The sequence below is a fragment of the Neorhizobium vignae genome (assembly GCF_000732195.1).
Taxonomy (GTDB): Bacteria; Pseudomonadota; Alphaproteobacteria; order Rhizobiales; family Rhizobiaceae; genus Neorhizobium; species Neorhizobium vignae.
On sequence record NZ_JNNU01000002.1, the window covers coordinates 775,264 to 799,913 of the forward strand.

The following is a 24,650-nucleotide window of genomic DNA, read 5'->3' on the forward strand; positions in this document are numbered from 1 at the left end:
CATCTGTGCATTTTTGAACAGACGGGAACGAATTGAGCAATAATCAGAACTTCACCTGGGACGATCTGCAATATTTCCTGGCCGTGGCCCGCAGCGGACAGCTGTCCACCGCGGCACGTCAATTGCGCACCAGCCACGCCACCGTGTCCCGGCGCATCGATCGGCTGGAGTTCGCCCTCAAGGTCAAACTGTTCGAGCGCAATCCACGTGGCTATGTGCTGACCGGCATGGGCCAGCGCTTCATCGAGACGGCGGAACGCATCGAGACCGAGGCCGACCGGCTGCAGGCGGATGTCGCCTCCGGCACCACCGCGCAGCGCGGCGTGGTTCGCTTAAGCACCCCGGAAGGATTTGCGAATTTCTTCTTCGCCGACAAGATCCGCAGCTTCTGCGACAGCCATCCCAACATCTCGCTGGAACTGGTGACGATCCAGCAGATCATGTCGCTCTCGCGCAAGGAAGCGGATATCGCGGTCTCGCTCGACCCGCCGAAGGACGGGCCTTATCTGACGGAAAAGCTGACCGACTACAGCCTCAACGTCTACGGCGCGAAATCCTACCTGGCCAAGGCCAGTCCGATCCGCAGCCGGCAGGATCTGCTGTCGCACCCATTCATCGGCTATATCGAGGACATGATCTTTGCGCCCGGGCTCGACTATCTTGGCGACGTCCATCCGGGCATCAAGGCGCGTTTCCAGAGCTCCAGCATCTTTGCGCAACTGACCGCGACGCTGAACGGTCTCGGTCTTTGCGTGCTGCCGAACTTCATCACCCGCACGCGGCCGGATCTCGAAATCGTGCTCGCGGACGAGGTGGAACTGAGACGCGGCTACTGGCTGATGTGCCATCGTGACCTGAGCCAGATCCCCCGGGTGCGGATGGTCAGGGACTATATCTTCCAGTCCGTCAAAGCCAATCAGGACGCCTTCCTCAGGAATTACCAGGTTCCCGAGGAAGGCGCTCGCCGTTACTCCGCTGCCATCGGCAGGTCGTCGCGGCTGTCGAACAGGTCGCCCTGATTTGCGGGCGACTGGTCGTCCTTGTTCTTCTTGGGCTCGCGGCCGAAGAAGAGGGCGTAGGCGGCGGGCAGGACGAGGATTGTCAGTACCGTTGCAACCAGGATGCCGCCCATCATCGCGTAGGCGAGCGGCCCCCAGAACACGCCGCGTGAGATCGGGTACAGCGCCAGCACGGCGGTCAGCGCCGTCAGCATGATCGGCCGGAAACGGCGTACGGCCGCGCCGACGATCGCCTCCATCCGCTCCATGCCCGCCGCGATGTCCTGGTCGATCTGGTCGACCAGGATGATCGAGTTGCGGATGATGATGCCGAGCAGCGCGATGACGCCGAGGATCGCCACGAAGCCGAACGGCGCACCGGTCATGAGCAGCGCCATGGCAGCGCCGATGATGCCCAGCGGACCGGTGGCCAGTACCAGCATCGCCTTGCCGAAATGCTGCAGCTGGATCATCAGCAGCACGAGGATGACCAGGAGCATGATCGGCGCCTTGGCAGCGATCGAGTTCTGGCTTTCGGCTGCATCTTCCGCACCGCCCTGAATCTCGACATGATAGCCGGCAGGCAGGGTGGCGCGCAGGTCGGCCATGCTGCTGTAGAGGTTCATCGATACCTGGGTCGGTTCGACGCCATCCGGGAGCGTTGCCTTGACGGTGATCGTCGGCAGGCGGTCGCGGCGCCATTCGATGCCCTGTTCGAGGACCGGCACGACCTTGGCAATCTGCGAGACCGGGACGAAGCCGCCGAAATCCGTCGGCACATAGACCGACTGGACCGCCGAGAGCAGGTTGCGGGTGGCATCCGGTTCGCGGACGACGATCGAAACGGTTTCCTCGCCGTCGCGGAAGTCGCTGACCGGAGCTCCGGAGACTGCCGTCTGCAGCATCTGGCGGACACGCTGCGAGGTGACGCCGAGGGCCCTGGCGCGATCCTGGTCGATGACCAGTTTCATGGCCGTCACCGGTTCCATCCAGTCGTCATGGATCGCGCCGAACAGCGGCTGCTGCTGGTAACGTTCCTTGACCTGGTCGGCGATGCGGCGCACTTCCGCCGGGTCCGGGCCGGTGACGCGCATCTGAACAGGCCAGCCGACCGGCGGGCCGAGGAACAGGCGGTCGACCTTGCCGCGCACGGTCGGGAAGTCCTGCGCCAGGATGGCGCGCAGCTTGACGATCAGACGCTCGCGGGCGTCGACGTCCTTCGACATGATCAGGAGCTGCGCGTAGTTGGGGTTGCGGAGCTGCTGGTCGAGCGGCAGGAAGAAGCGCGGTGCGCCCTCGCCGATATAGGTGGCGACGAAGGTCTTGTCCGCGTCAGGCAGGATCTTGTCTTCAAGGGCTTTCGCCTGGCGTTCGACTTCCTCGATCGCCGTGCCTTCCGGCAGCCACAGATCGACCAGGATTTCAGGCCGAGAGGACTGCGGAAAGAAGCTCTGCGGGATGAACTGGAACGACCACAGGCTGCCGACGAAGGCGCCGAGAGTGAGAAGCAGGACGATCGCCTTGTGACGCACGGACCAGCCGACCGCGTGCCGGACGCCGCGATACATCCGGGTGTCGTAGGCATCGTGATGGGTGCCTGCGTGCGCCCGCTGCTTGAGGATCATGTAGCCGAGCCAGGGGGTGAAATAGACGGCCACGAACCACGACACGACGAGCGCGATGCCCACCACGTAGAACAGCGAGCGCACGTATTCGCCGGCGGTGGAATCGGCGAACCCGACCGGGATGAAGCCGGCGGTGGTGATCAATGTGCCGGTCAGCATCGGAAAGGCGGTGGACGAGTAGGCGAAGGTGGCGGCATCGAGGCGCGCGAGCCCCTCCTCCAGCTTCCGTTCCATCATCTCGACGACGATCATCGCATCGTCGACGAGCAGGCCGAGCGCGATGATCAGCGCGCCGAGCGAGATGCGCTGCAGCTCGATGCCCATGTAGAACATGATCGCGAACGTGGCTGACAGAACCAGCGGAATGGTGATGGCGATGACGATGCCCGAACGCCAGCCGATCGAGATCAGCGAGACGATTAGGACGATGACGAGAGCTTCCAGCAGGGCCTGGGTGAACTCGCCGACCGCTTCCGTGACGACTTCCGGCTGGTTGGAGACCTGCTCGACGGAAACGCCGACCGGCAGCGTCCGTTCGAAGCGCTCGTAAGTGGCTTCGACCTCGTGCCCGACGTCGGTTACCTTGAAGCCCTTCGCCATGACGACGCCAAGCTGGACGCTGTCGTGGCCGTTGAAGCGGAACTTGCGCTGATAGGGGTTTTCGAGGCCGGCGGTGACGGTGGCGATATCGCCGAGCCGGATCACCTGGTCGCCGGCGCGAAGGCGCAGCTCGCGGATATCTTCAGGCGTCGTGACGCCGCCTTCGACCGCAATTCGCACCGAGCGCTCGGCAGTCTCAACGCTCCCGGCGGGATCGATATTGTTCTGGCCGGACAGTGCGTCGCGGATGTTGAGGACGGTAAGGCCGCGCTCGGCGAGCGCCTTGGACGATACGTCGATGAAGATCTTCTGCGGCTGGTCGCCGAGAATGACCGCCTTTTCGACGCCGGGCGTGGCGAGCAGCATGTCGCGGGCCTGGATCGCGAACTGCTTCAGTTCAGGATAGCTGTAGCCTTCACCGCTGATCGAATTGAGGGTGATGTAGGTATCGCCGAACTCGTCGTTGAAATAGGGACCGAGCAGGCCGGCCGGCAGATCCTGGGTGATGTCCCCGATCTTCTTGCGGACCTGGTAGAAGGCGTCGTTGACCTCGGCGGTATTGGTGTCGCCCTTGATCTGTACCGTGGTGATCGCCACGCCGGCACGGGTATAGGACTTGACCCAGTCGAGATGCGGGGTTTCCTGCAGCTTTCGCTCGACCTTGTTGACGACCTGGTCCTGCATCTCCTGAATGGAGGCGCCGGGCCAGACGGTCTGCACGACCATGACGCGGAAGGTGAAGTCCGGGTCTTCCTTCTGCCCCATGTTCATGACGCCGAGCGCACCCATGACGATGATAAGGCCGAAGAGAAAACGGGCGATACTCGGATGGGCGATCGCCCAGCGGGACAGGTTGAACCTGCCCTTTTCCGGGGGATTGGCCTGATGAGAGGAGCTCATGGTCTTGGGTCCTTTAAGCCGGGCGATCAGGGCGCGAGCGAAGCGGTGGTAAGGCTGCTGACGCTGCCGAAGCGTGAGGCGATGTTTTCGGGCAGCTTGACCTTCATGTCTTCCTTCATGAACTGCGTGCCGGCCGAGACGACGAGGTCGCCCTTGGCAACGCCGTCGGCGACACGAACGCCGTCGTCGGAGAAATCGGCCACCTTGACGGCGCGCGAACTGACGGTGCCCTTGCCACGGTCGACGATCCAGACGACGGACTGGCCGTCCTTCTTGGAAAGCGCGGCAAGCGGAACGGCATAGGTCGCGACGGCATTGTCTTCGTCCGCCTCGATCGTCGCGGTCATGCCGAGCAGGACCCGCGCATCCTCAGGCAGGCTGACGCGAACCGCGAAAGTGCGCGATTGCGCGTCGGCGCTGCCGGCCACTTCGCGGACCTTGCCGTCGAGCACGAGATCGGAGGCCGACCAGAAACGGGCCTTCACCGTCTTGCCCGGCTTGAACTGAGCGACGTCCATTTCCGGAACGGCGATCTGCACTTCCTTGCTGCCCTCGACGGCGACGGAGAGAACCGGCGTGCCGGACGCGACCACCTGGCCGATATCGGCGCTGACCGCGGTGACGATGCCGTTCTGGTCCGACTTCAATTCCGTATAGGCGACCTGGTTGCGGGCCTGGTCGAGCGCCGACTGGGCCGATTCCCTTTGCGAAATGGCCTGGTCGTTGGCGAGTTGCGCCTGCTCGAACTGCGATTGGGAGGAAATGCTCTTCTCGACAAGCGTCTCGGCCCGGCGACGGGCGAGGCCGGAGATTTCCACCTGCTTCTGTGCGGACGTGAGATCGGCCTCGGCGCGACGCACCGCGAGCTGGTAATCGACGGCGTCAAGCTTTGCGAGCACATCGCCGGGGCGAACGCGCTGGCCGACATCGACGAGCCGCTCCGTGATCTTGCCGGCGACGCGGAAGCCGAGGTTCATTTCGGTGCGCGCCTTGACCGAGCCGGAGTATTGAAGCCTGCGGCCGTGATCGGCAGCAGCAACCTCGGTCACCTTGACCGGCCGGACGACTTCCGGTGCTTCAGCTTTCTTCTCTTCCGAGCAGGCCGTCAGCGCGCTGAACGCGGTCGCGACCAAAAGGCCTTTGATGAGAAACGAGACATTATGTCTGGTCTTTACGAAAAACATGATTCCGCACTCCTGGTGGCGGGTTTTCGATCAAGACGCCCCCTTGGCGCCCCGGAATTATTTCAGGCGAACTATCTTATCTGAGGGCCCTGAGGCCGAATTCCACCAGGTCCTCGGGCTTGCCGATCCGGCTCTCCAGAAGACAATCCGCAATGAGCTGCGGATGACAAAGTATGACCACGGACGACATGAAGCATTCGGCTGCGAGCTGGTGATCCTGCTCACGGAATTCGCCGGCTTCGATACCGTCCTTGATAATGGCCGCAATAACCACACGGATGCGTTCGAGATGCAGCTCGATGACCGGCCATTGCTGCTCGATGGCGATCACCACCATTTCATGCACCTTCTTCTCGTCGAGCATGGTCTCGAGCGTGAAGCGGTGCTGCTGCAGGACGTGATTGCGCAGCCGTTCGGCTGCGCTCACCGGCCGCTTCGCGTTGGCGAGCGCCGCCTGATAGCTGCCGTCCAACATGCGGTGCGCCAAGGCCTGATGGATGTCGGCCTTGGACGAGAAGAAACGGTAGATATTGGCGGGCGACATGCCGAGATCGCGCGCAATATCCGCCACGTTCGTCTTGGTGTAGCCGTAGTGCTTGAACAGCCGCTCCGCCGCATCGAGGATGCGGCCGACATTTTCCTGCCGCGACGTGTCCAGGGTATTTTCGGTGGTATCCATACCGCTGAAGTCTTTCGTTTTACGTGTGACGATTTTCATATTTCGTCAGTCGTAAAGGAAAACCTGTCATTCGTCAACCCATGTCGGCTCGTCCCAGTTTGGGCCCAAGATAAAAAGTTTGGTAAACAGGGAACCAAAGATGCGGCTTGGACATTATGTCGCGTTAGACCACGGGTTTCGTGGGCCGGGGAAGAGTAATGATCCTGTTGCATAGTCACAACTTTTCGTTGTTACAGCGCATTAGACGAAAAACTGCGTGGGTTGGGGACGATTGATGAGTGTGCCGAAAAGTTACGAGGTTTCGTTGCTTGACGAGGAACGTTATCGTCTTCTCGTAGACGCCATCACCGATTATGCGATCTACATGATTGACCCTGACGGCAAGATCGTCAGCTGGAATCCCGGCGCCCAGCGCTTCAAGGGATACGAGGCATGGGAAATCCTCGGCGAGCACTTTTCCCGCTTCTACACACCGGAAGACCGGTTGGCGCGGGCGCCCGAGCACGCTTTGCGGACCGCTGCGACAGAAGGCCGCTTCGAAAAGGAAGGCTGGCGGGTCCGCAAGGACGGCGGCCGCTTCTGGGCTCATGTCATCATCGATCCGATCTGGGGCCGCTCCGGCGAGCTTCTCGGCTTCGCCAAGGTGACCCGCGACCTGACCGAACGGAAAAAGGCCGAGACGGAACTCCGATTGAGCGAGGAGAGATTCCGGCTCCTCGTCCAAGGGGTCACCGACTATGCTCTCTACATGCTCGACCCGGACGGTTGCGTCAGCAACTGGAACGCGGGTGCCGCGCGCATCAAGGGCTATACGGCGGACGAAATCGTCGGCCAGCATTTTTCAAAGTTCTACACGCCGGAGGATCGTGAGCGCGGCGAACCCAGCCGCAGCCTGGAGACCGCGCGGCGCGAGGGCCGATTCGAGAAGGAAGCCTGGCGGCAGCGCAAGGATGGCACGCGTTTCTGGGCGCATGTGATCATCGATGCGATCCGCAACGAGGAAGGCACGCTTCTCGGCTTCGCCAAGATCACGCGCGACATCACTGAAAAGGTCGAGGCGCAGAAGGCTCTCACCCAGGCGCGCGAGGAACTTTTCCAAGCCCAGAAGATGGAGGCGATCGGCCAGCTGACCGGTGGTGTCGCCCACGACTTCAACAATCTGCTCATGGCCGTGCTGGGCAGCCTGGAAATCCTGAAAAAACGCCTGCCCGACGATCCGGCGTTGATGCCGTTGCTGGACAATGCCATCCAGGGTGCCGAACGGGGCGCAGCGCTCACCCAGCGCATGCTCGCCTTCTCCCGCCGGCAGGAATTGAACATGCAGGCGATCGACTTACCGGCACTCGTAGGCGGCATGATGGATTTCGTTCAGCGCTCGCTCAGCGCCTCCGCTTTCGTGGAAACCCGGTTTGCCGAAAACCTGCCGCACGTCGCGAGCGACCCCGTCCAGCTCGAGACCGCCCTTCTGAACCTTGTCGTCAACGCCCGAGACGCGATGGCCGGCGGCGGCACGATCGTCATCAGCGCCGAGGAGTATTCGGCCGACGAGAAGACCGAGAGATTGAAACCCGGCGAATATGTTCGGCTCTCGGTCGCCGACAGCGGCGAAGGCATGGACGAGGAAACCCTGATCCGCGCGACGACGCCCTTCTTCACGACCAAGGGTGTCGGCAAGGGAACGGGGCTCGGACTTTCCATGGTGCAGGGCTTGACCGAACAGTCGGGTGGCAAACTCGACATCGAAAGCCAAAAGGGCAAGGGTACCACTGTTTCGCTCTATCTGCCTGCGGCAGATGCAAACGATCGTCCGCAGTCTTCGGAGAAAAACATGCCTTCACCAGTTGCAACTCCCCGGGGACGCCTGACCATTCTCGCCGTCGATGACGACGCGCTTGTCCTGATGAACACCACGCTGATGCTGGAGGATCTCGGCCATACCGTGATCGAAGCCTATAGCGGCACCGATGCCCTGAAGGAGCTGAGAAGCGGCGCCCATGATATCGATCTCGTCATCACCGACCATTCGATGCCGCGCATGACCGGCTCGGAACTGGCAGCCGTCATCCGCGAAGAAAGACCGGGCCTTCCCGTGGTGCTGGCAACCGGCTACGCCGAACTGCCCACCGGCGGCGACAACCGCCTGCCGCGACTGCCGAAACCCTTCTCGCAGAACCAGCTTGAGGAGATCATCGCCACGGTTCTCGCCGGCGGGCGCTGAACCAATCGCCCTCTCCATGCGTTGTCGTGCCGTGCAAGAACGGAGTACGACAATGGTCTTCAAGCATCAGCATTTTCACGAGACATCCCCTGAGGTCGAGGCGGAGTTTCCGCCAAGCGCAACGCTCGAAGGGGCGGTCTCCGATGCGCTGGCGTCTGCCGGCGGTATCGATGCAAGCGACGTCGCCGTCATCGCCAGTGGATCCGAGATCACACTGAGCGGGACAGTCCAACTGGAGACCGAAGTAGCGCGAGCCGAGGAAGTGGCACTGAGCGTTGCCGGAGTGACAGGCGTTCGCAACGAAATCCGTTTCAACGGCATTGCATGATCCAGCCGACCGAAATGATGAATAAGAATGGCCCGGACGTTATTGCGTCCGGGCCATCTTTTTGGCTCCGGCCTATCGCGGCAGGGCGTAGGCGATCACGTAGTCACCGGGCTTGGTGCCGACCGAGCCGTGTCCGCCGGCCACCATCACCACGAACTGGCGCCCGTCGTCGACCGCATAGGTCATCGGCGTCGCCTGACCGCCGGCCGGCAGCCGCGCCTTCCAGAGCTCGCGACCGTTGGTAAGGTTGTAGGCACGCAGGTAGTTGTCGACCGCAGCGCCGAGGAACGCCACGCCACCCTTGGTGATCATCGGCCCGCCGATGCCGGGCACCCCAACCTTGAAGGGCAGCGGCAGCGGCGTCATGTCGTAGACCGTGCCGTTTCGGTGCTTGTAGGCGATCTCGCCGGTCCTGAGGTCGACGCCCGAGACGTAGCCCCACGGCGGCGCCTGGCAGGGGATCTGCAGCGGTCCGAGGAACGGCCCCATGAAGACGCCGTAGGGTGCGCCCTCGTTGCGGTTGAGGCCCTGTTCGCTGGCTTTTTCGTCCGCGCCCTTCGGCGGAATGTCCGCGCGCGGCACCAGCCTCGAGGTAAAGGCGAGATAGGTCGGCATGCCGAACATCACCTGCCGTTCCGGATCGACCGCGACGCTGCCCCAGTTGAACGTACCGAAATTGCCCGGATAGACGATCGTCCCCTTGAGCGACGGCGGGGTGTATCGGCCGAGATAGTTGTACTGGTGGTACCAGATGCGGCAGACCATCTGGTCGAACATTGTGATGCCCCACATGTCCCGTTCCTCGAGCGGCCTTGGCTTGAACGACAGGGCCGAGGTCGGCTGCGTCGGCGCGGTACGATCTTCCGGGATGGCACCTCCGGGCGCCGGTTCCTCGGTGATCGGGATGATCGGTTCTCCGGTGCGCCGGTCGAGCACGTAGATGTCGCCCTGCTTGGTCGGACCGACCAGCGCCGGCACCACCGTATTGTCCGGCCTGGTGATATTGAGGAGAACCGGCTGGGCGGGAACGTCCATGTCCCATAGATCGTGATGCACCGTCTGGCGCACCCATCGATCGGCGCCGGTATTCAGATCGAGCGCGACGATCGAGGAGGAATATTTCTCGACATGCTCGCTGCGGCCCATGCCGAGCTGGTCCGGCACCTGGTTGCCGAGCGGGATATAGACGAGGCCCAGGTCCTCATCGACGCTGAACACCGACCAGCTGTTCGGGGAGTTCGTCGTGTAGGTCTGGCCGGGCTGCAGCGGCTGCGTCTGAGACGGGTTCCCCGAATCCCAGTTCCAGATCAGCTGCCCGGTATTGACGTCGAACGCGCGGATGACGCCGGACTGCGACTGGGTGGAATAGTTGTCGTTGACCGCCCCGCCGATGATGATCTTGTTGCCGGCGATCGCCGGTGGCGAAGTTGAGTAGTAGTAACCGGCCGGATTGTACCGCATGCCGCTGGTGAGCTGCAGCGTTCCTTTGTCGGCAAAGGAGGTGCAGACCTGACCGTTCGCGGCATCGAGCGCGATCAGCCGCGCGTCCGAGGTCGGCAGATAAACCCGTTCCGCACAGGGACTGCCGGCTGCGGCGGCCGCGTCCTTGTAATAGCTGACGCCGCGGCAGGTCTGGTGCTGCCGGTCAGGGTTCATGCCGGAATTCGGGTCGTATTTCCATTTCTCCTTGCCGGTCGTCGCATCGAGCGCGATCGCAAGATTGTGCGGCGTGCAGAGATAGAGCGAGTTCCCGACCTTGAGCGGCGTTACCTGATAGGTCGTCTCGCCCACGTCGTCGGGCCGCTTCACATCCCCGGTCTGGTAGCGCCACACTTCCGTGAGGTTGGCGACGTTATCGACCTTGATCTGGTCGAGCGGCGAGTAACGCTGCCCAAAAGGCGTGCGTCCATACTGGTGCCATTCGCCGGGCGGCACATTGCCGCCCATCGGCGGAGCGGCGGCGACGGACTGTTCGGGAAGCTCGCCGCTGTGGTCCAGCGGATCGAGGAACATGGAGACGATCGCGACGACGATCGCGATCATCAGCGAAATTCCGAGCGGCAAGGCGCTCGCGCCATAGCGCATGCCGGTCGGGCTTGAAAAGCCGAGCGGGGTGCGGACCCAGGGGGTCAGAAGCCAGAGGCCGAGGAGGATAATCAGCCCGCCACGCGGGCCGAGCTGCCACCAGTCCAACCCGACTTCCCAGACCGCCCAGACAAGCGATGCCAGCACCAGCACCGCATAGACCCTGAGCGCGATGGCGTTCCTGAGAAAAAGCAGGATAGCGGTCAGCACGAAGCCGAGGCCGCAGATGATGTAGTAGGCGCTGCCGCCGAGCAGCACCAACTGCCCGCCGCCGATGGCCAGCGCCACCCCGATCAACGTGAAAAGGATCGCGGTAATCCTGATAGCCATATTCAAAACCCTGTCCAAACGCGAAACTGCCGGGCGCGAAACACGTCGCGACACCATCCGAGCCTTCAACCCAACCTCTATGCAAAAGTTCCAACCTGTGCTGCCGTCATGCAGATTTAAAGGAACAGTCATACGCGCAAGCCGGTTGTGCCTACGCTTAAGGGAGTCCGAAACTGAAATGACCTACGAACTTTATTACTGGGACGGCCTTCAGGGCCGCGGCGAATTTGTGCGGCTGGCGCTGGAAGAGGCTGGAGCCAACTATGTCGATGTTGCCCGTACCGATCGCGGCACGGGAAGGATGATGGACTATATCCACGGCAAGCATGGCTACGACATGCCCTTCGCACCACCCTTCCTGAAAGATGGCGACCTGATCATCTCGCATGTCGCCAACATCCTCAACTATCTGGGGCCGAAGCTGGATCTGGTTCCGGAGGATGAAAAATCACGCATCTTCGCCCACGGGCTGCAACTGACGATTACCGATTTCATCACGGAAGTGCATGACACGCACCATCCGATCAGCACCGCCGATTATTATGAGGATCAGCGGCAGGAGGCAAAGGCGCGTTCCAGGGCCTTTCTGAAGCACCGGGTGCCGAAATTCATCGGCTATTTCGAGCGCATCATCGCCGCAAACCCCACAAGGAGTGGCCATGCGGTGGGTGACGCCCTGAGTTATGTCGACCTGTCCCTCTTCCAGCTCGCGGAGGGCCTCAACTACGCCTTCCCGCGCGCCATGAAAAACTTCGACGACGATTATCCGAACGTCGCCAAGCTGCGCGATGCGGTCGCCGGACGCCCGAATATCGAAGCCTATCTCAAGTCGAAGCGCCGGCTCGCCTTCAACGAGTCGGGCATATTCCGGCATTACCCGGACCTCGACCAGGACCCGCTCTGATCGGCTAGATAAACGCGAAAACCGGGGCGATCGTCACCAGGACGACCGCCACCGCGATCAATGTGAACTTCATGACGACCTCCAAAAGGAAAAGCTGTCGCGATGCGGCAGCTCAGTTGGTTTCTTCTCCCAGTTCCTGCAGAATTTGATGCCGCGCTCGGTTTAGGCGGCTTTTCACCGTGCCCACCGCGCAATCGCAGATCTCCGCCGCCGCCTCGTAACTTTCCCCGAGGATCGCGACCAGCGTCAGCACTTCACGATAATGCGGCGGCAGTTTCTCGAGCGCACGCTGGACCTCCCGGGCTCTCGCCGCCATCTCCTGGCTCGCCGCAACCGGCGTGTCCCCGGAGATGTTCTCCTCGATCCCCGGCGCCTCACGGCCAAGCACCTTGGCACGTGTATAAAAGGTGTTGCGCATGATGGTGAAAAGCCAGCTTTTCAGCTTGGTGCCCGGCTCGAACTTGTCGAGATTGGCGAGCGCTTTCATCAGCGTCTCCTGCACCAGGTCGTCTGCATCGCTGGGATTGCGGCAGAAAGTACGGGCAAATGCGCGGAGAGCGGGAATAAGCCTTACTATGTCTGCACGTGCAGGATCACCATTCAACTGTGATTCAGACACCGTTGCCTACCTCTCCGAAGTCTTCATGGCTGCTGGAATGACGGGGGCAAACGCATGCCTTGCGTATTTGGTTCCCCTAAGATGAATGCCCTGTTCATCTTCGTGGCGCAAACCGCGCTTCACTCAAGGGAACAAACAGGTCGGCAGGCCGGTTGATAGGACTTTCACGGAGTTCTGATCGTGGCACCGCGTGCAAACTGGAAAGGGTACCTGAAGGTCGGAGAGCTGAGCTGCCCGGTGGCGCTTTATACGGCCGCCTCGACATCCGACCGCGTCAGCTTTCACATCATCAACCGGGAGACGGGCAACCGCGTCCATCGCCAGATGGTGGATGCCGATACCGGCAGGCAGGTCGAAAGCGAGGACATCGTCAAGGGTTACGAGGTTTCGAGCGGCCAGTACGTGTTTCTCGAGCCGGACGAGGTGAAGGCCGCGGTACCGGAGAGCGACAAGACCCTCGATCTCGAAACCTTCATACCCTGCGACGGCATCGACACCATCTTTATCGATCGTCCTTATTATCTGGCGCCGGCTGATAAACCCTCCGCCGAGGTGTTCGAACTGATCCGCCAGGGGCTGAAGGAGAAGAATGTCGTCGCACTCGCCCGCACCGTACTCTTCCGGCGGCTGCGGACGCTGCTGATCCGCCCGAGCGAAAAAGGCCTGATCGCCAGCACGTTGAACTACGACTACGAGGTCCGGTCGGCGAAGGACATCTTCTCCGACATCAAGAGCTTCAAGATCGAGGGCGAGATGCTCGATCTCGCCCAACACATCATCGACACCAAACGCGGCGAATTCGACCCGAGCGAGTTCGACGACCGTTACGAGGCAGCACTTGCCGAGCTGATCAAGGCGAAGATCGAAGGCCGCAAGCTCAGGAAGCAGCCGAAGCCGGAACCGAAGAAGGTCTCCAACCTGCTCGACGCCCTGCGTCAAAGCGCCGGCGGCAAGAAAACCCCTCCGAATAAGCCCGCCAAGAAAACCGTATCTCGCAAGACTGCCGCCCCGCAGAGAAAGGCGAGCTGATCATGGCGCTCGAAACCTACAATCAGAAGCGGAACTTCAAGGCTTCTCCCGAGCCCCAGGGGAAAGTCTCCGGCCGCAAGGCCAAGGCATCCGGCAACAGTTTCGTAATCCAGAAACACGATGCCACCCGGCTGCACTACGATTTCCGGCTGGAAATGGACGGCGTGCTGAAAAGCTGGGCCGTCACCCGCGGGCCGAGCTTCGTGCCTGGCGAAAAACGGCTTGCGGTGCATGTGGAAGACCACCCGCTCGACTATGGCGGTTTCGAAGGCATGATCCCCAAAGGCAATTACGGCGCCGGCGCCGTGCTGCTCTGGGATCGAGGCACCTGGGAACCGATCGGCGATCCTCACAAGGGCTATAAGAAAGGCCACATGGAATTCGAGCTGAAGGGCGAAAAGCTGGAAGGCCGCTGGCACCTGATCCGCATGGCCCAGAGGCAGGGCGAAAAACGCGAGAACTGGCTGCTGGTGAAGGGCGAGGACGAATTCGCCCGCGCCGAGGGCGACAAGGACATTCTCGACGAAATGCCGCTTTCTGTGAAGTCTGGCAAGACGCTGGACGAAATCTGGGGCCGCAAGGCACCGCCGGCAAAGACTACGACCAAACCGAAAGCGAAGACGAAATCCGATCCGGAACCGGAAAAATCCGACATCGCGGCTTCGAAGATCAAGGGCGCCCGGAAAGCCGAGCTCCCGGATTTCGTCGAGCCGCAGCTTGCGACGCTGGTGAAGAGCGCGCCCTCCGGCAAACGCTGGGTCCACGAGATCAAGCTCGACGGCTATCGCCTGCAGGCCCGTGTCGAAAATGGCAAGGTAAAGCTGTTGACGCGCACCGGGCTGGATTGGACGCACAAGTTCGGAGACGAGATCATCACGGAATTCGGAAAGCTGGGCGCGACCGATGCTATCGTCGATGGGGAAGTGGCGGTCGAGGCCGGTTCCGGCGCCACGGATTTCTCCCTGCTACAGCAGGACCTCAGCGAAGGCCGGGACGACCGCTTCACCTTCTACGCTTTCGATATTCTTCATCTGGACGGTTACGACCTGACCGGCGCAACGCTCCTGAAGCGCAAGGAGGCGCTGGAAACCCTGCTGGCCGGCAGCGGTCCGGCCCTGCGCTACAGCGAGCATTTCGGCGACGAAGGCGGTCTGGTGCTGAAACATGCCTGCCGGCTGAGCCTCGAAGGCATCATCTCCAAGATCGCGGATGCGCCCTATCGCCCCGGCCGCGGCCGCGACTGGGTGAAGTCGAAATGTTCGGCCCGGCAGGAATTCGTGGTCGCGGGGTTCGTCCCCTCCTCCGTGTCCCGGACTGCGATCGGATCGCTGGTCATGGGATATTACGACAAGGGAAAGCTGCGGCATGCCGGCCGCGTCGGCACGGGTTATTCGAACGCCGTGGCGCAATCGCTGTTCAAGCGCCTCAACGAGATCGGCGCCGACGAAAGCCCGTTTGACGAAAAGCTTGCCGGGGTGGAAAAGAAGGATGTCGTTTTCGTGCGGCCCGAGCTCGTGGCGGAAGTGGAGTTCCGCGGCTGGACGGCGGATGCGCATATCCGCCATGCCTCTTTCCGGGGCTTGCGCGAAGACAAGGACCCGAAGGATATCGTCCGGGAGGGCGGGCCAGTGAACGTAGCGGAACAACCGAAGCCACCGAAGCGGACGGTCAATCTCACCCATCCGGATCGGGTCTATTGGCCGGATGCCGGCGTGACCAAGGCAGGGCTTGCGGATTATTACACCGAAGTCTGGCGGTTGATGGCACCCTTCGTGGTCAACCGCCCGCTGGCGCTTTTGCGGGGTCCCGACGGCATCGGCAGCCAGCTTTTCTTCCAGAAACATGGCTGGAAGGGCATGACCAAGAACGCCGTGCTCGTGAAGGACCCCGCCGATCCGGCGGAAGAGGATATCACCATCCGCAACCTCGACGGGCTGCTCGGCCTTGTTCAAGGCGCGACGCTGGAAATCCACCCCTGGGGCTCCAACCTCGACGACTGGGAAAAGCCGGACATGGTCAATATCGACCTCGATCCCGGCGAAGGCGTGTCCTGGACCGATATCATTGCCGCAGCCCACGATGTGAAGCGCCGTTTCGAGGATATGGGGCTGGTCGCCTTCGTCAAGACTTCGGGCGGCAAGGGCCTGCATGTCGTCGCACCGGTCAAACCCAAGGCGGAATGGCCGGAGGTGAAGGCTGCGATGAAGGCGCTGGCCGACGGCATGGCCGGCGACGATCCCGACAAATATGTCTCGACGATTACCAAGTCGAAGCGAAGCGGCAAGATCCTCATCGACTACCTGCGCAACGGCCGCGGCAACACCGCGGTGGCCCCCTATTCCACCCGTGCCCGGCCCGGCGCGCCGGTCTCCATGCCGGTCGAGTGGGACGAACTCGGCGGCGCGATCGGTCCCAACTATTTTACCGTCATCAATACCCCGGCCCGCATTGCCCAGCAGACGAAGGATCCGTGGGGTGATTTTCGCAAAGCGGAAGCGGTGATCGAGTTCAAAATGAAGAAGAAGCGGTGAAGGCTGAGGGAGACGGTGCGTCTTGCCAATCGGCAAGGCAGAGGGGGTAGGTCCCCACATGTTTCATCGGCAATTGAATTCGCAGCACCACCCCCTCCGTCACCTCCGGTGAGATCTCCCCCGCAAGGGGGTAGATCAGGGTGTCTCACCGCCCCTTTCGCTCAGCCTCCAGGCTCTTCTTCAGCGCGGCGGTGATATCGATCACATTGCCGGTGCGCTCCGGCGCCTTCTCCTCGACCTTCTTCCGGGTCTTGCGGCTCTTCTTGCGTTCGGCGATGATCTCGAGCAGCCGGTCCTGGACCGGATCGTCCGCCATGGAAGGCTTCCAGGCTTCGGTGCGCTCGTCGATGATCTTCTTCATCATCGACAGATGCTCGGCATCAGCCTTTTCCTTGGGTTTGTTGACAGCGTATTCGTCGGCGTCGCGTACTTCGTCGCCGTAGCGCAAGGTCCAGACGACGATGCCCTTGTCCTTGGGCAGCAGCAGAACCGCTCGCTCGCGACGATACATGACGAGCCGGGCGATGCCGCCGGTACCGGTTTTTGCCATGGCCTCCCGGATCACCGCAAACGCCTCGGCGCTCACCTCGTCGTCCGGCGCCAGGTAGTGCGGCCGGTCGTACCAGATCCAGCCGATCGAGCCCGCCGGCACGAAAGTTTCGATATCGATCGTACGGGTGCTTTCCAGGCCGACATCCTCGATCTCCTCGTCTTCGAGAAGAACGTAGTCGTCCTCGCCCTTCGGATAGCCCTTGACCTGATCGTCGTCCTCGACCGCCTCACCGGTCTCGGCATCGACATACTGGCTGAGGACGCGATTGTTGGTCTTGCGGTTGATATTGTGGAACCGCACCTTGGCGCCTTCGGAGACGGCCGGCGTCATCGTCACACGGCAGGTGACCAGCGAGAGCTTCAGATAACCTTTCCAGAATACGCGCGGCGCCACGGAAAACTCCTTCGTTTGCCCGATAACCCACGCCGCCTTCGCTTGGTTCCGGAACAAACGTTAGATCCAATCCGTTTTCGTGATGAAACAAGCCAGGAGGCAACCAGATGAGCATCAACAGCACCCCGAACTCTGCGCACAACGACTCGGACAAGAAGGCCGAGCAATCGGTTCGTGAGCGCGGTGAAAAGAAGGAGCTGGACGAGCAGCTCAACGAGGGGCTGGAAGACACGTTTCCGGCGAGCGATCCCGTGTCGAGCACGGTGACATCCATTCCCACCGGCACGGCGAAACCGCCCAAGCACTGAGTTTCCAAAAAACCTCTGGAACAAATGAAGCGGCTCCCGGATAGGGAGTCGCTTTATTTCATTTGTCCTCTGTGACTTTTTCGGGATATCCGAAGTTGGCCGTAATGATGTATGGAAAGCTAATGTAGAGTTATGGCGGGCGGACATTGTCGGGCAACGGATCTGCCGGCAGTGATTACGTCAGAGGTCGGGATGACGAAACAAGACACTCCGGTTGCGGAACAGGACGTCAGAATGGGACGGCGGGTCAACCGCAAGGTCTCGGTCCTTCTGACCGAAATCGAGAAGGAAGAGATTCCCGCTCGACTGCTCGACCTGGCGCGTGAGCTACAGAGAGCACTCAACGAAAAGACCGACGGCCACACCGATTGATGCTGTCCGTTGGATGGACCCGCCTCAAGCAATCAGAGTTGGGTTGACACCAGGTTATCGACGCGCACACGGCCACCGACCACGCCTCGAGGCCCGTTCGGGGCGAACCGACCGCTACTGTCCTCGATCACCGTATAGAGCTTGTCGCTGCGGAAGGCGCTCGCCATCTCGGTCGAATTGCCCTCGCAGGGCGATGCATCGATTTCCATGAAATCCAGTTCCGCCTGACTCGCCACGAGGCGCGCATCGCCTGCGGTCTTGGCCCGAACCACCACTTCGCCATGCGCTGGCGAGTTCTGCCAGTTCGGATCGCCAGGCGCAGCCGTCGGCACCAGCCGATAAATCTTCAGCCTGTCCTGCATGTCACTCTCCCGTCTTAAGCAGTTTTCTAGTTTAACACCTAAACGCGGCTCGGCCGTTCCGGTTCCATCAACTCGCGCGGAACTTTTCCGGCAACCATGGGTTTCTCCGTTGCGGGCGATCATGCCCCTGAGAAGGAGAAAGCCGATGAAGAATGAGCAGCCGAAAGCTGGCCGTCCCGGCGAGACCTCGCAATGGCCTCGATGGGAGGGCCCGGCGGAAAGCCGGCCAAGCGGTTATCTTCAGGGCGAAGCCAATATCTTCGCCGAGGGACCGGAGCAGGAAAAGCAGATCGGCAAGGGACCGGACGGTTACGAACGTCCCGACGATCTGATCGCACAGGACGTGAATGAGCAACTGACGCAGGACGCTTTTCTCGACCCGACCAACATGACGGTCTCGGTGGAGAAGGGCGAAGTGACACTGGAGGGGTACGTTGCCCATCTTGCGGACAAGGCACGCGCTCAGGACGTCGTCCTCGACATCCAGGGTGTCGTCGCCTGCCGCAACAATCTTCGAATAGCCCCCGAAAGGCACTGATCCGTGGAACCTGTGAGGCGGTCACTCGTTAGATGCCTCGCAATCCCTGCCTCAAGAATACTCATCAACAAGGAGAGACACCAATGGCCAACAAGACCCTCGACGACCTTTTCCATGAAACCCTGAAGGACATCTATTACGCCGAGCGCCAGATCGTGAAGGCGCTGCCGAAGATGGCGCGGGGCGCCCAGGATCCCAAGCTGAAGGCGGCATTCGAAAAGCACAAGGAAGAAACCGAAGGCCAGATCGATCGCCTGAAGCAGGTCTTCGAGATCATCGGCAAGCGCGCCCAGGGCAAGACTTGCCCGGCCATCGACGGCATCATCGAAGAAGGCGAGGAAATCCTCGACGAGTTCAAGGGCACTCCGGCCCTCGACGCCGGCCTGCTCGCCGCAGCGCAGGCGGTCGAACACTACGAGATCAGCCGCTATGGCACCCTGCGCGCCTGGGCTCAACAGCTCGGCCACCGGGATGCGGTAACGCTTCTCGAACAGACGCTCGCCGAGGAAAGCAAGACCGACGAGGCTCTGACGACCCTTGCCAAGACTGCTGTCAACACGGCAGCCCAGAAGGCTGCGTGACATTTCGAGCGATCGGAAGAAGGGCGCGGCCTCGGCCGCGCCTTTTTCGTGACCCGAAGATACAAAAAAACCCGGCAGCCGCCGGGTTTTTTCTCCTTGCCGGCCTCCTCAAGCCGGGAAAGATCGCCTCAAGACCGAAGCATCCGATTGTCCGTGCATGGTCGGAATCGGCAACATCTCGCCGTTCGGCGCCTGTCGGCGGAAAATCTCCACCCGGCCGCTTCGGTCGCGTGCCACATGGGCCTTGGCAGCCTCCATGGCGAGTTCATAGGTGTGGTAATAAGACGCAGACTGGACGCCGTCTATGACATAGACCCAACCGGTTGCGTGTGGAACGATATCGCAGTATTTTCCCATTGGATGTGTCTCCTTCCCGGCGGCCATAAGTACATTCGACAGCCAAAAGTTCCGCGTCCGGGGAAGTTTTTTTCGAGTGTTGGCCGCGTTGTGGCCAGTTGCGATTTTTCGTTTTTACCAGGGAACTTTTCTGCACTGCGCACGTTGGGGCGCTTGGGCGAATGGAGACAATAATGGCGGAATCCGAAGAAGTCTGGATCAAAAAACGGGCCTACACTTTGTGGGAAGAAGAAGGCTATCCTTCAGGCAAGGATCGGGAGCATTGGGAACGGGCAAAGCTGGAATATGCGACGCTCGGGCCGACCGCTTCCAAGAAGCCTGCGGCAGGGTCGCGCGGTAAGTCCGCCGCGGTGAAGCCGCCGAAAGCGGCCTCGAAGGCTGCAGCTTCCAAACCGGCTGCGAAAACGGCCGCAGCCAAGGTTTCTCCGGCGAAGACAACGTCCAAGGCCCCAGCGTCCAAGGCACCGGCCGCTGCCGCGCCAGAAGCCGCCGAACCGGCCAAGAAGCGCTCCAAGAAGGTTCCGGCTGGCGCTTGACGCCGCCCGGCCACCCAATTTCACCATCATCGTTACTGGTCGCGGCGGCTGAGATCATCGCGACCGCGGGTTCGTTTATCCTGGAAAATCGAAATGGCTTTTGCGTCTGACCTGGTCTCGGTTCCGCCCCGACGGCGGAACGTTGGCCCGGGCGAAAACGTTCTGAAGGGCGAGACTGGCAGATGGCGGAGGCACGCATGATGAACGCTTACGTCCCGATCGACGAACCCCGTCGAGATGAGCGAAGCGCAGTGGGACAGGGGATCGATACTGATTATGGAAAGCGGGGGCTTCCCGGCATGAGAATTCTTTCGGTCACCTCCGAAATCTTCCCCCTGGTGAAGACGGGCGGCCTTGCAGACGTGACCGGGTCTCTGCCCAAGGCGCTTAGCCCCCTCGGCATCGAGACCACCTCTCTAATCCCCGGTTATCCCCAGGTCATGCAGCAGCTGAAGAGCGCCATGCCGCTGGTCACCTTCGACAACCTGCTCGGCGAAAAAGCAGCGCTCCTGCATACCCGCGTCGAGGGCCTCAGCCTTTTCATCCTTGATGCGCCCGCTCTCTACGACCGGCCCGGCGGCCCTTATGTCGACGAACAGGGCATGGATCATCCCGACAACTGGAGACGGTTCGCCGCACTTTCCCTCGCTGCGGCAGAAATCGCCGACGGATTGCTGCCGGGTTGGGTTCCGGACCTGGTTCACACTCATGACTGGCAGTCGGCGCTGACTTCCGTTTACATGCGCGAACGCGGCTGTAAGACGCCGGTGGTGCTGACCATCCACAACCTCGCCTTCCAGGGTCAATATCCGGCCGGCGTGCTGATGAGCATCGGCCTGCCGCCGGAGGCCTATTCCATGAACCGCATGGAATATTTCGGCGATATCAGTTTTCTGAAGGGTGGCCTCCAGACGGTCGATGCGATCACCACCGTCAGCCCGACCTATGCCCGAGAAATCCTCACCCCGCGCTTCGGCATGGGCATGGACGGGGTCCTGAATGCCCGCGTCTCCCTCCTGCGCGGCATCGTCAACGGCATCGATCTCGATATCTGGGACCCGTCGACGGATCCGCACCTCCCACGCAACTACGATGTCGGCACCCTGCGCCGCAAGCGCGAGAACCGCGCCGTGCTGCTTCAGAAATTCGGACTGAACCCAGCGCAGGAAGGCCCCCTGTTTTCCGCCGTCAGCCGGCTGACCTGGCAGAAGGGTTTCGACATGTTCGCCGACACGGCGGATGAGATCATCCGACACGGCGGCCAGGTAATAGTCTTCGGACAGGGCGACCGCGAGATCGAGCGGGCACTGTCGGATACCGCCGCGCGCTTTCCGGGCCGGATGGCGGTGCATTTCGGCTACGACGAACCGACGGCGCACCTGGTCCACGGCGGGTCTGACGCCATCGTGCAGCCCTCCCGCTTCGAACCCTGCGGGCTGACCCAGCTCTACGCGCTGCGCTACGGCTGCGTCCCCGTCGTCTCCCGCACCGGCGGGCTGTCGGAAACGATCATCGATGCCAATGACGCAGCCATGTCCGCGCGCGTCGCTACCGGTTTTCAGTTCCATCCTGTGACCACGGACGGACTGAGGCTCGCACTTCGCCGCGCGCTGCACGCCTATGCCGACCCGAAAATGTGGGCACGGCTGCAGAACCAGGGCATGAAGGCGAAATTCTCCTGGGAACGCAGTGCCCAGCAATATGCCGCGGTCTATGCCAATCTGGTGCTGAAATCCGGGAATGTTGCCTCGACAAGCTCGGATATCCGTCGCGCGACAGTATAGTCCTCCCGCCAGCGGACAAAAAGAAACCGGCTCGAAAGCCGGTTTTTCATGGGGCGAAGGGAAGAGGTCCGAAGGCCTCACGGCCTCCGGAAGAGTGCCAGACTACGCCCCTCAAGCTCGAAATCCTTTTCCTTGGTGATCACCAGGCCGCGCTTGGAAAGATCGGAGGTGGTGAGTTCAAGCACCCAGCCACCCTCGCCGAACTGCGGGATACGGAACGGCACATTGCCCTCGAAAGGGTTGAAGAGCAGCAGCACGTCGTGCCAGATGCCCTCCTCTTCGCGAAGATCGGTTCGGCCGATATGGAGGCCGAGCGTGGAGCCTTCGTCCCACTGCTCCGGCGTCTGAAAACCGCCACCGGCGTTGAACCATTTGATCTCCAGGCCGTCGCGCCAGTTCTCGCGACGCAGCAGGGGCTGTTCGCGTCGCAGCTTGATGATCTGGCGGGTGAACTCGCGCAACTCCTCGCAGGTCTCGGGCAGGTTTTCCCAATGAACCCAGGAAATGTCGCTGTCCTGGCAATAGCCGTTGTTGTTGCCCATCTGGCTGCGGCCGAACTCGTCGCCGGCAAGCAGCATCGGCGTGCCGTGCGAGAAGAACAGCGTGGCGAGGAAATTGCGCTTCTGGCGATCGCGCACCGCATTGATGCCCTCGTCCTCGGTCGGACCCTCGGCACCGTAATTGTAGCTGCGGTTGTCGTTGTGGCCGTCGTTATTGTCCTCGCCGTTCGCGTCGTTGTGCTTCTCGTTGTAGGAAACGAGATCGTTCAGCGTGAAACCGTCATGGGCGGCAATGAAATTGACGCTCGCCCAGGGACGGCGGCCGCGCTGGTCGTAGAGATCGCCGGAGCCGAGCAGGCGGGCGGCGAAGTCCGTCGAGACATTGGTGCCCTTCCAGTATTCGCGCACCGTGTCGCGATACTTGTCGTTCCACTCGGCCCAACCGGGGGGGAAGCCACCGACCTGGTAACCGCCGGGGCCGATATCCCAGGGCTCGCCGATCAGCTTCACCTTGGAGAGCACCGGATCCTGGGTGATGGCGTCGAAGAAGCCGCCACGCTCGTCGAAACCTTGCGGCTCGCGACCGAGGATCGTGCCAAGATCGAAACGGAACCCGTCGACATGCATGCTCTCGGTCCAGTAGCGCAGCGAATCCATGATCAGCTGCAACACGCGCGGATGGGAGGTGTTGACGGTGTTACCGGTTCCCGTGTCGTTGATGTAATAGCGGTGCTGGTCCGGCATGGTCCGGTAATAGGAGAAGTTGTCGATACCCTTGAACGACAACGTCGGCCCGAGCTCGTTGCCCTCCGCGGTGTGGTTGTAGACCACGTCGAGAATGACCTCGATCCCCGCATCGTGGAACGATCGCACCATGTCGCGAAAACCCTGGATGCCCTTCGGGCCGTAATAGCGGGAAGCGGGCGCAAAAAAGCCCAGCGTGTTGTAACCCCAGAAATTATGGAGCCCCTTCTCGAGCAGGTGCTGGTCGTCCGGGAAATAATGGACGGGCATCAGTTCGACGGAGGTGATGCCGAGGCTCTTGATATAATCCACCGACGCCTTGTGGCCCATGCCCTCGAACGTGCCGCGCAGGTCCATCGGGATAGCGGGATTGAGTTGGGTGAAGCCCTTCACATGGGTTTCGTAGACGATCGTCGCCGGCCAGGCGATGCTCGGCCGGTTCCGGTCCTGCCAGTCGAATTCGTTCGGATCGATCACCCGGCATTTCGGCATGAAGGGCGCGCTGTCGCGCTCGTCAAAAGTGAGATCCTTGTCCTCGTGCAGAAGGTCATAGGCAAAATGCGCCTCGTTCCAGTCGACATCGCCGACGAATTCGCGCGCATAGGGATCGATCAGAAGCTTGTTCGGGTTGAAGCGATGGCCGTTTTCCGGGTCGTAGGGGCCGTGCACCCGGAAACCGTAAAGCGTGCCGGGCTTCAGCCCCGGCACATAGCCGTGCCAGATTTCATGGGTGTATTCGGGCAGTTCGAGCCGGGCGATCTCTATCTTGCCGGTAGGGTCGTAGAGACAAAGCTCCACGCGCTCCGCATGCGCCGAGAAAATCGCGAAGTTGACACCCTCGCCGTCATAATTGGCTCCGAGCTGGAGCCAGGAGCCGGGCTCGATAACAAAGTGGTTTGATTTCGTATCCATGCCGCACCCAGTTGAAAGACTGCCGTCATAATGGTGCGGCACAGCATTTCGTTCCCTGTATGGTCACATAAACTGCCGTTCGCATAATCCTTATGGATTGCCGGATCCCGTCTGCGGCGGATTTCCGGGCGCCGTGTTGGTGGTTCCGGATGGCGATGTCGCCGGGCTCTGGCCGCCGGTTCCGGTCTGCGGCGACGGACTGCGATCGGTAGGCGCCGTGTTGCCGGGTTGCGACGGCGGCGTGTTGTTGATCGGATCCTTCTGTTTCTCGCCGCTGTCACTGCAGGCACTCAAAAGCGCAACGGTCGACAGGGCGATGATGAGACGCTTCATGTCTGGTCTTCTCCATTGGACTTGCGAAACGCGGCCTGCCGGCGATGCGCATCGAGCGCGATCACCTTCTCGACCGCCGCGACGTCCTCGGCGCTCGCGGCCGGGATCGGATCGCCGGCGATCGCTTCCAGCACTTCGGGCGCCAGCGCTCCGTTGCGAATGACGTATTCCAGCGCCTCGCGGGTTTGCCGTTCGGCCTTCAACTGGGCGTAAAGGGCGAGGATCAGCCGGTCGCGCGCATCGCGCCGATTCTCACTGCCCTTCGATCTGGCGAAGTCTGCCATGGTCTTCCTCCATGTTCCTGCTGAAGGATGAACTTTCGGTCCCGGCGATTGTTCCCTCCGCCA

At 61.5% G+C, this 24,650-nt stretch carries 23 protein-coding genes; 12 read left to right on the top strand and 11 right to left on the bottom strand.

The genetic code is table 11. The annotated features are described in order from the left end of the window. Nucleotides 1-32: 32 nt before the first annotated feature. Nucleotides 33-1,019 carry a LysR family transcriptional regulator gene (locus GQ59_RS03925; RefSeq protein WP_084682960.1) on the top strand — a complete coding sequence of 329 codons (987 nt, stop codon included), beginning with the start codon at nt 33-35 and terminating at the stop codon, nt 1,017-1,019. On the opposite strand, the gene GQ59_RS03930 is transcribed toward GQ59_RS03925, so the two are convergent. The 3 genes from GQ59_RS03930 to GQ59_RS03940 form a co-directional block, all read right to left on the bottom strand. Continuing rightward, entirely contained in the window at nt 968-4,123 is a 3,156-nt protein-coding gene (locus GQ59_RS03930; RefSeq protein ID WP_037077610.1) for an efflux RND transporter permease subunit, read from the bottom strand. The two genes, GQ59_RS03925 and GQ59_RS03930, sit on opposite strands and share 52 nt — an antisense overlap. 26 nt (nt 4,124-4,149) lie before the next feature. Next, nucleotides 4,150-5,307: an efflux RND transporter periplasmic adaptor subunit gene (locus GQ59_RS03935; protein ID WP_037077613.1), complete on the bottom strand. Its 1,158-nt coding sequence runs from the start codon at nt 5,305-5,307 to the stop codon at nt 4,150-4,152. Nucleotides 5,308-5,383: 76 nt separating this feature from the next. After that, complete coding sequence (locus GQ59_RS03940) at nt 5,384-5,986, bottom strand: TetR/AcrR family transcriptional regulator (protein ID WP_037077617.1); 603 nt, start codon at nt 5,984-5,986, stop codon at nt 5,384-5,386. Between the two features lie 274 nt (nt 5,987-6,260). On the opposite strand from GQ59_RS03940, the gene GQ59_RS03945 reads away from it, so the two are divergent. Beyond that, a complete protein-coding gene (locus GQ59_RS03945) occupies nt 6,261-8,204 on the top strand; it encodes a hybrid sensor histidine kinase/response regulator (RefSeq protein ID WP_037077623.1) in 1,944 nt (647 codons plus the stop codon). Between the two features lie 52 nt (nt 8,205-8,256). After that, nucleotides 8,257-8,532, top strand: a complete 276-nt coding sequence (locus GQ59_RS03950) for a BON domain-containing protein (protein ID WP_037077628.1) — start codon at nt 8,257-8,259, stop codon at nt 8,530-8,532. A gap of 72 nt (nt 8,533-8,604) precedes the next feature. Here the strand turns inward: GQ59_RS03950 and GQ59_RS03955 are convergent, their stop codons facing one another. After that, nucleotides 8,605-10,947, bottom strand: coding sequence for a glucose/quinate/shikimate family membrane-bound PQQ-dependent dehydrogenase (locus GQ59_RS03955; RefSeq protein ID WP_037077632.1), 2,343 nt, complete (start codon nt 10,945-10,947; stop codon nt 8,605-8,607). 178 nt (nt 10,948-11,125) lie between these two features. Here GQ59_RS03955 and GQ59_RS03960 point away from each other — a divergent pair, with 178 nt between their 5' ends. Beyond that, a complete protein-coding gene (locus GQ59_RS03960; RefSeq protein ID WP_037077635.1) occupies nt 11,126-11,851 on the top strand; it encodes a glutathione S-transferase in 726 nt (241 codons plus the stop codon). A 112-nt stretch (nt 11,852-11,963) separates the two neighbouring features. On the opposite strand, the gene GQ59_RS03965 is transcribed toward GQ59_RS03960, so the two are convergent. After that, complete coding sequence (locus GQ59_RS03965; protein ID WP_152564225.1) at nt 11,964-12,455, bottom strand: sigma-70 family RNA polymerase sigma factor; 492 nt, start codon at nt 12,453-12,455, stop codon at nt 11,964-11,966. Nucleotides 12,456-12,647: 192 nt separating this feature from the next. On the opposite strand from GQ59_RS03965, the gene ku (GQ59_RS03970) reads away from it, so the two are divergent. Next, nucleotides 12,648-13,499, top strand: a complete 852-nt coding sequence (gene ku, locus GQ59_RS03970) for a non-homologous end joining protein Ku (RefSeq protein WP_244447901.1) — start codon at nt 12,648-12,650, stop codon at nt 13,497-13,499. 2 nt (nt 13,500-13,501) lie between these two features. Next, the gene (ligD, locus tag GQ59_RS03975) at nt 13,502-16,030 is read left to right on the top strand and encodes a DNA ligase D (protein WP_037077639.1); all 2,529 of its coding nucleotides are present in this window, start codon (nt 13,502-13,504) and stop codon (nt 16,028-16,030) included. A 145-nt stretch (nt 16,031-16,175) separates the two neighbouring features. Here ligD and ku (GQ59_RS03980) read toward each other — a convergent pair whose 3' ends face one another. Next, entirely contained in the window at nt 16,176-16,976 is an 801-nt protein-coding gene (gene ku / locus GQ59_RS03980) for a non-homologous end joining protein Ku (protein WP_037077648.1), read from the bottom strand. A gap of 107 nt (nt 16,977-17,083) precedes the next feature. Here ku (GQ59_RS03980) and GQ59_RS03985 point away from each other — a divergent pair, with 107 nt between their 5' ends. Then, a complete protein-coding gene (locus tag GQ59_RS03985) occupies nt 17,084-17,284 on the top strand; it encodes a hypothetical protein (protein ID WP_037077650.1) in 201 nt (66 codons plus the stop codon). 192 nt (nt 17,285-17,476) lie between these two features. Further along, nucleotides 17,477-17,656: a hypothetical protein gene (locus tag GQ59_RS31740; protein ID WP_152564203.1), complete on the top strand. Its 180-nt coding sequence runs from the start codon at nt 17,477-17,479 to the stop codon at nt 17,654-17,656. A gap of 32 nt (nt 17,657-17,688) precedes the next feature. On the opposite strand, the gene GQ59_RS03990 is transcribed toward GQ59_RS31740, so the two are convergent. Beyond that, nucleotides 17,689-18,018, bottom strand: coding sequence for a hypothetical protein (locus GQ59_RS03990; RefSeq protein ID WP_037077651.1), 330 nt, complete (start codon nt 18,016-18,018; stop codon nt 17,689-17,691). Nucleotides 18,019-18,163: 145 nt separating this feature from the next. Here GQ59_RS03990 and GQ59_RS30495 point away from each other — a divergent pair, with 145 nt between their 5' ends. Next, nucleotides 18,164-18,556 (top strand): BON domain-containing protein, encoded by a 393-nt coding sequence (locus GQ59_RS30495; protein ID WP_051903761.1) that lies wholly within the window; start codon nt 18,164-18,166, stop codon nt 18,554-18,556. Between the two features lie 83 nt (nt 18,557-18,639). Then, nucleotides 18,640-19,137 carry a YciE/YciF ferroxidase family protein gene (locus tag GQ59_RS04000; RefSeq protein WP_037077652.1) on the top strand — a complete coding sequence of 166 codons (498 nt, stop codon included), beginning with the start codon at nt 18,640-18,642 and terminating at the stop codon, nt 19,135-19,137. 108 nt (nt 19,138-19,245) lie between these two features. Here GQ59_RS04000 and GQ59_RS04005 read toward each other — a convergent pair whose 3' ends face one another. Next, a complete protein-coding gene (locus tag GQ59_RS04005; protein ID WP_051903762.1) occupies nt 19,246-19,494 on the bottom strand; it encodes a hypothetical protein in 249 nt (82 codons plus the stop codon). Nucleotides 19,495-19,667: 173 nt separating this feature from the next. Here GQ59_RS04005 and GQ59_RS30920 point away from each other — a divergent pair, with 173 nt between their 5' ends. Together GQ59_RS30920 and glgA are read left to right on the top strand one after the other, a co-directional pair. Next, nucleotides 19,668-20,030 (top strand): DUF2934 domain-containing protein, encoded by a 363-nt coding sequence (locus GQ59_RS30920; protein ID WP_084682966.1) that lies wholly within the window; start codon nt 19,668-19,670, stop codon nt 20,028-20,030. 299 nt (nt 20,031-20,329) lie between these two features. Continuing rightward, nucleotides 20,330-21,814 (top strand): glycogen synthase GlgA, encoded by a 1,485-nt coding sequence (gene glgA / locus GQ59_RS04015; protein WP_051903763.1) that lies wholly within the window; start codon nt 20,330-20,332, stop codon nt 21,812-21,814. Between the two features lie 77 nt (nt 21,815-21,891). Here glgA and glgX read toward each other — a convergent pair whose 3' ends face one another. The 3 genes from glgX to GQ59_RS04030 form a co-directional block, all read right to left on the bottom strand. After that, a complete protein-coding gene (gene glgX, locus GQ59_RS04020) occupies nt 21,892-23,970 on the bottom strand; it encodes a glycogen debranching protein GlgX (RefSeq protein ID WP_037077655.1) in 2,079 nt (692 codons plus the stop codon). A gap of 90 nt (nt 23,971-24,060) precedes the next feature. Further along, nucleotides 24,061-24,303, bottom strand: a complete 243-nt coding sequence (locus GQ59_RS04025) for a lipoprotein (protein ID WP_037077658.1) — start codon at nt 24,301-24,303, stop codon at nt 24,061-24,063. Then, nucleotides 24,300-24,587 carry a hypothetical protein gene (locus GQ59_RS04030; RefSeq protein ID WP_037077660.1) on the bottom strand — a complete coding sequence of 96 codons (288 nt, stop codon included), beginning with the start codon at nt 24,585-24,587 and terminating at the stop codon, nt 24,300-24,302. The genes GQ59_RS04025 and GQ59_RS04030 overlap by 4 nt, the downstream gene beginning before the upstream one ends. Nucleotides 24,588-24,650: the final 63 nt, after the last annotated feature.

Bases quoted from the DNA above. Each gene is read 5' to 3' on its own strand.
- GQ59_RS03930 (WP_037077610.1), bottom strand. From the start codon at position 4,123: ATGAGCTCCTCTCATCAGGCCAATCCCCCGGAAAAGGGCAGGTTCAAC.
- GQ59_RS03935 (WP_037077613.1), bottom strand. From the start codon at position 5,307: ATGTTTTTCGTAAAGACCAGACATAATGTCTCGTTTCTCATCAAAGGC.
- GQ59_RS03940 (WP_037077617.1), bottom strand. From the start codon at position 5,986: ATGGATACCACCGAAAATACCCTGGACACGTCGCGGCAGGAAAATGTC.
- GQ59_RS03945 (WP_037077623.1), top strand. From the start codon at position 6,261: ATGAGTGTGCCGAAAAGTTACGAGGTTTCGTTGCTTGACGAGGAACGT.
- GQ59_RS03950 (WP_037077628.1), top strand. From the start codon at position 8,257: ATGGTCTTCAAGCATCAGCATTTTCACGAGACATCCCCTGAGGTCGAG.
- GQ59_RS03955 (WP_037077632.1), bottom strand. From the start codon at position 10,947: ATGGCTATCAGGATTACCGCGATCCTTTTCACGTTGATCGGGGTGGCG.
- GQ59_RS03960 (WP_037077635.1), top strand. From the start codon at position 11,126: ATGACCTACGAACTTTATTACTGGGACGGCCTTCAGGGCCGCGGCGAA.
- ligD (WP_037077639.1), top strand. From the start codon at position 13,502: ATGGCGCTCGAAACCTACAATCAGAAGCGGAACTTCAAGGCTTCTCCC.
- GQ59_RS03985 (WP_037077650.1), top strand. From the start codon at position 17,084: ATGAGCATCAACAGCACCCCGAACTCTGCGCACAACGACTCGGACAAG.
- GQ59_RS31740 (WP_152564203.1), top strand. From the start codon at position 17,477: ATGACGAAACAAGACACTCCGGTTGCGGAACAGGACGTCAGAATGGGA.
- GQ59_RS03990 (WP_037077651.1), bottom strand. From the start codon at position 18,018: ATGCAGGACAGGCTGAAGATTTATCGGCTGGTGCCGACGGCTGCGCCT.
- GQ59_RS30495 (WP_051903761.1), top strand. From the start codon at position 18,164: ATGAAGAATGAGCAGCCGAAAGCTGGCCGTCCCGGCGAGACCTCGCAA.
- GQ59_RS04000 (WP_037077652.1), top strand. From the start codon at position 18,640: ATGGCCAACAAGACCCTCGACGACCTTTTCCATGAAACCCTGAAGGAC.
- GQ59_RS04005 (WP_051903762.1), bottom strand. From the start codon at position 19,494: ATGGGAAAATACTGCGATATCGTTCCACACGCAACCGGTTGGGTCTAT.
- GQ59_RS30920 (WP_084682966.1), top strand. From the start codon at position 19,668: ATGGCGGAATCCGAAGAAGTCTGGATCAAAAAACGGGCCTACACTTTG.
- glgA (WP_051903763.1), top strand. From the start codon at position 20,330: ATGAGAATTCTTTCGGTCACCTCCGAAATCTTCCCCCTGGTGAAGACG.
- glgX (WP_037077655.1), bottom strand. From the start codon at position 23,970: ATGGATACGAAATCAAACCACTTTGTTATCGAGCCCGGCTCCTGGCTC.
- GQ59_RS04025 (WP_037077658.1), bottom strand. From the start codon at position 24,303: ATGAAGCGTCTCATCATCGCCCTGTCGACCGTTGCGCTTTTGAGTGCC.
- GQ59_RS04030 (WP_037077660.1), bottom strand. From the start codon at position 24,587: ATGGCAGACTTCGCCAGATCGAAGGGCAGTGAGAATCGGCGCGATGCG.